General features: G+C 62.5%; 2 protein-coding genes. Both read right to left on the bottom strand.

Translation table 11 applies throughout. From position 1 onward, the window contains the following. A partial coding sequence (locus tag Q0341_RS05615) for a hypothetical protein (RefSeq protein WP_299511111.1) occupies window positions 1–249 on the bottom strand: 249 nt, incomplete at its 3' end. Continuing rightward, entirely contained in the window at window positions 246–1637 is a 1392-nt protein-coding gene (locus Q0341_RS05620) for an acyclic terpene utilization AtuA family protein (RefSeq protein WP_299511112.1), read from the bottom strand. The genes Q0341_RS05615 and Q0341_RS05620, both read right to left, overlap by 4 nt. Window positions 1638–1675: the final 38 nt, after the last annotated feature.

Below are 1675 nucleotides of genomic sequence, written 5' to 3' on the forward strand. Positions count from 1 at the left end.
GCCTTGCAGTGCGCCGTGCAGCACGAACTTCATCGCCAATAGGTTGGGCAAAGGCCAGGCGTCCACCTGCCCCGGTAGCCATGGCGCAAAGTGCGCCTGCACTTTGGCGGCCGTCACTTCGCGTTCCAAGAGGTGATAGCCCGCCTCGTTCCACGCAAACAGGCCAAAGTCCACCCAGTCGGCTTTGTCGCCGCTGCGGGCGTGGGCGATGCGGGCCAAGGGAATTTTCACAAGAGGTGAGGTGCTCATGCGCCGGGCTCCAGAATGTCGACACGGGCTTGAACACGGTCTCGCGGGATCAAGGTGGGCCAGATGCCCAACAACTCGCTGGTGTTGTTCATGCCCTGAAAGCCGCAGGTGTAGGCCGGGCCGCTCAACGCCATCCAGGGGAACAATCGGCCAAAGCCATCGGCCACGGCTTTGGAGCGCGTGCGCAGCACCATGCGCACCCAGATCTCGGCGCGTTCGTTCAACTCGGCCGCTGGCGGCAAAGGTGCCAGTGGGCCGTGCGCCGAATTGAGCCCGGGGTATTCAACAAACAACTCGTCAAACGGCATGTTTCGCTCTTTCAGTTGGCTGCGAATCATGGCCTCGGCCGCTTGCACTTTGTCCCAGGCATCGGGCCATGAAAAGCCCCAAGTGATCTCGGCCTTGAAGCCATCCCGAAAACCCGCCACCACCTTGAGCTGATCGGTGGGCGCACGGCCTTGTGCGCCGGTCAAGCGCACGCGGTGCTGGCCTTCGTCGTACAACTGGATCTGGCCCATGTCGAGCACCACATCGGGTGAAAAGTACGCGTGTGGGTTGTGCACCTCGTACAGCAGTTGCTGGCGCACGGTGTCAAAGTTGACCAGTCCCCCGGTGTCGGGCGCCTTGGTGATGAAGGCCGTGCCGTCTTGCCAGACCTCGGCAATGGGGTAGCCGATGTGCGCCAGATCCGGGATGTTTTTCCAATCGCCCTGGCTGCCGAAATTGCCGCCGCTGCCTTGCCCCGAGCATTCGAGCAAATGCCCCACCGTCAGGCCTTGGGCCAGGCGGTTGAAGTCTTCGGGCGTGGCTGCATCGGCCAGCTTCCAGCTCAGGCCATGCACCAGCGGCCCCAAAAAAAGCGCCGCGTCCGCCACCCGCCCGGTGATCACGATGTCGGCCCCTTGGTCCAGTGCCTCCACGATGGGTTGTGCGCCCAAGTAAGCGTTACCAAACACCAGCCGCTCGCGCACGGGCGTTACATCCGCACCGTTCATCATGTGGTCAAAGCGGGTGTCGGTTGTTTGCAGCAGAGTCAGCACATCGTCGCCGCTCACAACCGCAATGCGCGGGTGCCAGCCTTTGGCTGCGAGCGCGGTTTGCACAGCCTGCGCCGCGCCCATCGGGTTGAGCCCGCCCGCGTTGCAAACGAACCGGACCCCACGCGGCTGCATCAGGGGCCACAGGCGCAGCAGCATGGGCACCACATCGCGGGCATAGCCCAAAGCAGGGTCGCGTTGCAGGTCTTTTTGCAAGATGGCCAAAGTGAGTTCGGCCAGGTGGTCGCTGGCGATGAATTTAACTTGGCCGCGCTCGATGCTGGCCACCACGGGTTCCCAGTTGTCGCCATAAAAGCCCAGGCCTGAACCGATGCGAATGGATTGCGTCATAGGTCGATATTGAAGCCTTGTGTATCGACCGTAATGGG

Origin of the sequence: uncultured Limnohabitans sp., assembly GCF_937889215.1 — a bacterium.
Lineage (GTDB): Bacteria > Pseudomonadota > Gammaproteobacteria > Burkholderiales > Burkholderiaceae_C > Limnohabitans_A.